5 protein-coding genes are annotated in these 6,176 nt (G+C 52.2%); 2 read left to right on the top strand and 3 right to left on the bottom strand.

What is annotated here, in order from left to right; translation table 11 throughout:
- Positions 1-195: 195 nt before the first annotated feature.
- The 3 genes from clpB to rluD form a co-directional block, all read right to left on the bottom strand.
- Positions 196-2,769, bottom strand: coding sequence for an ATP-dependent chaperone ClpB (gene clpB / locus OGV67_RS04940; RefSeq protein ID WP_024130844.1), 2,574 nt, complete (start codon positions 2,767-2,769; stop codon positions 196-198).
- Positions 2,770-2,898: 129 nt separating this feature from the next.
- A complete protein-coding gene (gene yfiH, locus OGV67_RS04935) occupies positions 2,899-3,630 on the bottom strand; it encodes a purine nucleoside phosphorylase YfiH (protein ID WP_115614545.1) in 732 nt (243 codons plus the stop codon).
- Positions 3,627-4,607: a 23S rRNA pseudouridine(1911/1915/1917) synthase RluD gene (gene rluD / locus OGV67_RS04930; protein ID WP_047461899.1), complete on the bottom strand. Its 981-nt coding sequence runs from the start codon at positions 4,605-4,607 to the stop codon at positions 3,627-3,629. Before rluD ends, yfiH begins: the two co-directional genes overlap by 4 nt.
- A 131-nt stretch (positions 4,608-4,738) precedes the next feature.
- Here rluD and bamD point away from each other — a divergent pair, with 131 nt between their 5' ends.
- Both bamD and raiA read left to right on the top strand, forming a co-directional pair.
- Entirely contained in the window at positions 4,739-5,476 is a 738-nt protein-coding gene (gene bamD, locus OGV67_RS04925) for an outer membrane protein assembly factor BamD (protein ID WP_012134683.1), read from the top strand.
- A 270-nt stretch (positions 5,477-5,746) separates the two neighbouring features.
- Positions 5,747-6,085 carry a ribosome-associated translation inhibitor RaiA gene (gene raiA, locus OGV67_RS04920; RefSeq protein WP_024130845.1) on the top strand — a complete coding sequence of 113 codons (339 nt, stop codon included), beginning with the start codon at positions 5,747-5,749 and terminating at the stop codon, positions 6,083-6,085.
- The last annotated feature ends 91 nt before the right edge of the window (positions 6,086-6,176 follow it).

The following is a 6,176-nucleotide window of genomic DNA, read 5'->3' as shown; positions in this document are numbered from 1 at the left end:
ACCCGGCGGCCTGTGTGCCGTTGTTCCGTGTCAGTGGAGGCGCATTATAGGGAGTTATTCCGGCCTGACAAGGGGAAATTAGAAAAAACTTATCAACCGTTCGTTTTTTGGACGTTTTGCATATCACCCTTTTATTTTTGCCTGGTTTTTAAACAAAAACGAGCCCGAATGGGCCCGTTTTTTATTATTTGTGACTTACTGCACTGCCACAATGCGATCGTCATTCGCCTCCAGACGAATCGCTTTACCCGGAATCAGCTCACCAGACAAGATTTGCTGCGCCAGCGGGTTTTCAATCTGCTGCTGAATTGCACGTTTCAATGGACGCGCCCCGTAAACCGGATCGTAACCATTCGCGCTCAGCAATTTCAGCGCATCATCAGAGATATGGATTTCATACCCGCGCTCTTCCAGACGTTTGTACAGACGCTGCAACTGGATCTGTGCAATAGAAGCGATATGTTTTTCACCCAACGGATGGAATACCACGACCTCATCTATACGGTTAATGAATTCCGGGCGGAAGTTGTGGCTGACCACACCAAGCACCAGTTCTTTCATATGGCCGTAATCCAGCTCACCGAAACGCTCCTGGATCAGATCGGAACCGAGGTTTGAGGTCATAATGACAACCGTGTTGCGGAAGTCGACCGTTCTCCCTTGCCCGTCCGTCAGACGGCCATCATCCAACACCTGCAACAGAATGTTGAATACATCAGGATGCGCTTTCTCAACTTCGTCCAGCAGTATGACGGAATAAGGACGACGACGTACCGCTTCCGTCAGATAACCGCCCTCTTCATAACCCACATATCCCGGAGGCGCGCCAACCAGACGAGACACGGAGTGTTTTTCCATGAACTCAGACATGTCGATACGCACCATCGCGTCATCGCTATCAAACATAAAGTTTGCCAGCGCCTTGCACAGTTCGGTTTTACCCACCCCGGTCGGCCCAAGGAACAGGAACGAACCAATTGGACGATTCGGGTCGGCCAGTCCCGCACGGCTACGGCGAATGGCATTCGATACAGCTTCAACGGCCTCGTTCTGCCCAATCACGCGGCTGTGTAATTCCTGCTCCATACGCAGCAGTTTTTCACGTTCGCCTTCAAGCATTCTGGCAACCGGAATCCCCGTCCACCGCGCCAGCACTTCAGCTATTTCCGCATCCGTCACTTTATTGCGTAACAGACGCATGGTTTTACCTTCAGATTGAGTCGCCGCTTCCAGCTGTTTTTCCAGCTCAGGGATTTTGCCGTACTGAAGTTCAGACATCCGCGCCAGATCGCCCACACGACGCGCCTGTTCGATGGCGATCTTCGCCTGCTCCAGTTCGGCCTTAATGGTCTGCGTACCGGACAGAGAGGCTTTCTCTGCTTTCCACTCTTCTTCTAATTCAGAGTACTGGCGTTCTTTGTCATCCAGTTCCTCGTTGAGCATATCGAGGCGTTTTTTGCTCGCCTCATCAGACTCTTTCATTAACGCCTGCTGTTCCAGCTTGAGCTGAATAATACGGCGGTCGAGCCTGTCCAGTTCTTCCGGCTTGGAGTCAATCTGCATACGGATGCTGGATGCAGCTTCATCGATCAGGTCGATGGCTTTATCCGGCAACTGGCGATCGGAAATGTAGCGGTGAGATAAGGTTGCCGCCGCCACAATCGCCGGGTCAGTAATCTGCACATGGTGGTGCAGCTCATAACGTTCTTTAAGACCACGCAGAATAGCGATGGTATCTTCCACAGACGGTTCCGCGACGAACACTTTCTGGAAACGACGTTCCAGCGCCGCATCTTTTTCGATGTACTGGCGATATTCGTCCAGCGTCGTGGCGCCCACACAGTGCAGTTCCCCACGCGCCAGCGCCGGTTTCAGCATGTTCCCGGCATCCATTGCGCCATCGGCTTTACCCGCGCCGACCATCGTGTGTAATTCATCGATAAACAGGATGACGTTGCCTTCCTGTTTGGCGAGATCGTTCAGCACGCCTTTCAGACGCTCTTCAAACTCACCGCGATACTTCGCCCCGGCCACCAGCGCGCCCATATCCAGCGCCAGTACGCGACGGCCTTTCAGCCCTTCCGGCACTTCGCCATTAATGATTCGCTGCGCCAGCCCTTCGACAATCGCCGTTTTACCGACCCCCGGTTCACCAATTAATACCGGGTTGTTTTTAGTACGGCGTTGCAGTACCTGAATGGTACGGCGAATTTCTTCATCACGACCAATCACCGGATCGAGCTTGCCCTGCTCCGCGCGCTCGGTCAGGTCGACGGTATATTTTTGCAAGGCCTGACGTTGGTCTTCAGCCCCTTGATCGTTCACGCTTTCACCTCCGCGCATTTGTTCAACTGCCTGAGTGATATTGGCGGTGGTCGCCCCGGCCGATTTCAGTAGGTCGGTCAGCGTGCCGCGAGACTCAAGCGCAGCCAGAACGAACAGTTCCGACGAAATAAAGTTGTCCCCACGTTTTTGCGCCAGCTTGTCGCAAAGATTCAGTACACGCACCAGATCCTGAGACGGCTGTACGTCGCCGCCGGTGCCTTCCACCTGCGGTAAACGGCTCAGCGCCTGATCAATACTCGTGCGTAACTGGCCAGCATTAATGCCAGCGGACGTTAATAAAGGACGTACCGATCCCCCTTCCTGATTCAGTAAGGCGCTCATTAAATGAAGAGGTTCGATGAATTGGTTGTCGTGCCCCAGTGCGAGCGACTGGGCATCGGCAAGAGCAAGCTGGAATTTATTAGTAAGACGATCCAGACGCATAACTCCTCCCATAACAGGTCAAAATTGCTACTGGAGATTAAATGAGGTCATCCCTCAATTATTCAAGGTGAATGACCTGAATTATGTGAAAAGAAAATTACACGTACCGGATCGTCTTGATTCTTTAGGTTATATCAGCCAAATAAAACTTGCCATACGACCTGTGATCTTGTCGCGACGATAAGAGAAGAAAGTCTCACTTTCGCTGTAAGTACAGCGATCGCCGCCATAGACGCTTTCAACTCCCACATTCGCCAGACGTTGACGCGCAAGCTGATAAATATCCGCCAGATATTTTTCACCGCGCGCCTGAAATGCGCTGCTCGCCTTCGCATCTTTTGCGATAAACGCTTCACGCACTTCAGCCCCCACTTCAAAAGCAGCAGGGCCAATAGCCGGACCCAGCCAGGCGATAATGTTTTCAGGTTTATCGGCAAAGCAGGCGACCGTCTCTTCCAGCACACCTTCACATAATCCGCGCCAGCCCGCATGAGCCGCCGCCACTTCCGTTCCCGCGCGATTACAAAACAACACGGGCAAACAGTCCGCCGTCATCACCGCGCAAACGGTGCCGGGGGTATTGCTGTACGACGCATCCGCACGTTTGGATGCATAAGGCTCGCCGGTGAGTTTCAGCACGTCCTTGCCATGCACCTGTTCAAGCCAGACGGGTTTTGACGGCAAATTGCCCGCAGCAAAGAGTCTCTTGCGATTCTCTTCCACATGTTCCGGGTTATCGCCACAATGGGCGCCCAGGTTCAGAGAATCGTAAGGCGGTAAGCTAACACCGCCTGTACGTACAGAACTACAGGCTGCAACCCCCTCCGGGGTTGGCCACTGCGGAACAATTAGCTTACTCATAGCCAGTCTACATCATCCTTATGTTCTTCGAAGTCAGCGCGCATCACGTCAATCAGCTCCACCATATCCTGCGGAATCGGCGCATGCCACTCCATTTCAATACCGGAAATCGGATGGTAAAGACGCAGCATTGTCGCGTGCAGCGCCTGGCGATCAAACTGACGCAACGTGGAGATAAACGCTTCCGATGCCCCCTTCGGTGGACGCGGACGACCGCCATACACCTGATCGCCCACCAGCGGATGCGTGATATGCGCCATGTGCACGCGGATCTGGTGCGTACGTCCGGTTTCCAGACGCAACCGCAGACGCGTATGCACACGGAAATGTTCCATGATGCGGTAGTGAGTCACCGCCGGTTTCCCCATTGGATGCACTGACATATGGGTTCGTTTGGTCGGGTGACGGCTGATCGGTTCATCTACCGTACCGCCCGCCGTCATATGTCCAATCGCGACCGCTTCATACTCACGGGTGATTTCACGCAGCTGCAAAGACTCCACCAGTCGCGTTTGCGCCGGAACCGTTTTCGCCACCACCATCAGACCTGTGGTGTCTTTATCCAGACGATGCACAATACCCGCGCGCGGTACGTCAGCAATCGGCGGGTAGTAATGCAACAGCGCGTTCAGTACCGTACCATCAGGATTACCGGCGCCAGGGTGAACCACTAAATCGCGCGGTTTGTTGATGACAAGGATATCGTCATCTTCGTAGACGATATCCAGCGGGATATCCTGCGGCTCAAAGCGGATCTCTTCGTCGATTTCCGCGTTAATGGAAACCTGTTCGCCGCCCAATACTTTTTCTTTCGGTTTATCGCAAAGTTTACCGTTGACCAGCACGCGCCGATCGAGAATCCATTCTTTTATGCGCGAACGTGAATAATCCGGGAACATTTCGGCCAAAGCCTGATCTAAGCGTTGACCGAGTTGGTTTTCGGATACCGTTGCGGTGAGTTGTACTCGTTGTGCCATATACAGCTTCTTCGTTTAACGTTGGGTTTTACGGCTTTGCCGTTTAATATAGTGTGCTATTGTAGCTGGTCTTAACCGGGAGCAGGAACAGAGAATCTCCCGTAAAACATTTTGAGGAAAGTCAAAACGTCATGACGCGCATGAAATATCTGGTGGCAGCAGCCACGTTGAGCCTGTTTTTGGCGGGTTGCTCTGGTTCAAAGGAAGAGGTGCCCGATAATCCGCCTAACGAAATCTACGCGACTGCCCAGCAAAAGCTGCAGGACGGTAACTGGAAACAGGCAATAACGCAATTGGAAGCGTTGGATAACCGTTATCCATTTGGACCGTATTCTCAGCAGGTGCAGTTGGATCTGATCTACGCCTACTACAAAAACGCCGATCTGCCGTTAGCTCAGGCCGCCATCGATCGTTTTATTCGCCTCAATCCGACGCACCCGAATATTGATTATGTCATGTATATGCGCGGTCTGACCAATATGGCGCTGGATGACAGCGCGCTGCAAGGTTTCTTCGGCGTCGATCGTAGCGATCGCGATCCGCAGCACGCCCGAGCTGCATTCAATGATTTCTCAAAGCTGGTGCGTAGCTATCCGAACAGCCAGTACACGACCGACGCCACCAAACGTCTGGTCTTCCTGAAAGATCGTCTGGCGAAGTATGAATACTCCGTTGCCGACTACTACACCGCTCGCGGCGCATGGGTTGCCGTGGTAAACCGTGTGGAAGGTATGCTGCGCGACTTCCCGGATACGCAGGCGACGCGCGACGCTCTGCCGCTGATGGAAAACGCTTATCGTCAGATGCAGATGACGACTCAGGCTGACAAAGTGGCAAAAATTATCGCCGCCAATGGTCGCAACACCTGATTGCGTACTGAACGCAAAACGGCAGCCCGAAGGCTGCCGTTTTTTTATCCATTTTACGCTGTTGCTGAAGCGGTTTCAGTACAACGCATCCCGTCAAATATGGCTCCCTTTCGGCTATTCCTCAAGTAAAAAATCCGTTGTTCCTGCGATAACTCACAAAAAGGCTTCCTTGACAAAAAGTGACAAAATAATGTGATTTAAATCACGCTTTTTGACATTGGGAACGGTATGCTGGAATCACCAAGACGGGAAAGACAAGAGGTAAAATTTATGACAATGAACATTACCAGTAAACAAATGGAAATTACTCCGGCAATACGCCAGCATGTCGCAGACCGTCTCGCCAAACTAGAAAAATGGCAAACTCACCTGATTAATCCACATATCATTCTGTCTAAGGAGCCACAGGGTTTCATCGCTGATGCCACCATCAATACCCCGAACGGACATCTGGTCGCCAGCGCAAAACACGAAGATATGTACGCCGCCATTAACGATTTGATCAACAAGCTGGAACGGCAGCTCAATAAAGTGCAGCACAAAGGCGAAGCCCGTCGTGCCACAACTTCAGTAAAAGACGCCAACTTCGTCGAAGCAGAAGAAGAGTAGTCCCTTACATTGAGTGTATCGCCAACGCGCCTTCGGGCGCGTTTTTTGTTGACAGGATTAAAACAGTACGGGTACTTTACTGAAGTCGCTA

The sequence above is a fragment of the Citrobacter sp. CK188 genome (assembly GCF_030333525.1).
GTDB classification, from domain to species: domain Bacteria; phylum Pseudomonadota; class Gammaproteobacteria; order Enterobacterales; family Enterobacteriaceae; genus Citrobacter_B; species Citrobacter_B koseri.
Note: the sequence above shows the minus strand (reverse complement) of the source record. Positions and strands in the feature narration are given on the sequence as shown.

Bases quoted from the DNA above. Each gene is read 5' to 3' on its own strand.
- raiA (WP_024130845.1), top strand. From the start codon at position 5,747: ATGACAATGAACATTACCAGTAAACAAATGGAAATTACTCCGGCAATA.
- clpB (WP_024130844.1), bottom strand. From the start codon at position 2,769: ATGCGTCTGGATCGTCTTACTAATAAATTCCAGCTTGCTCTTGCCGAT.
- rluD (WP_047461899.1), bottom strand. From the start codon at position 4,607: ATGGCACAACGAGTACAACTCACCGCAACGGTATCCGAAAACCAACTC.
- yfiH (WP_115614545.1), bottom strand. From the start codon at position 3,630: ATGAGTAAGCTAATTGTTCCGCAGTGGCCAACCCCGGAGGGGGTTGCA.
- bamD (WP_012134683.1), top strand. From the start codon at position 4,739: ATGACGCGCATGAAATATCTGGTGGCAGCAGCCACGTTGAGCCTGTTT.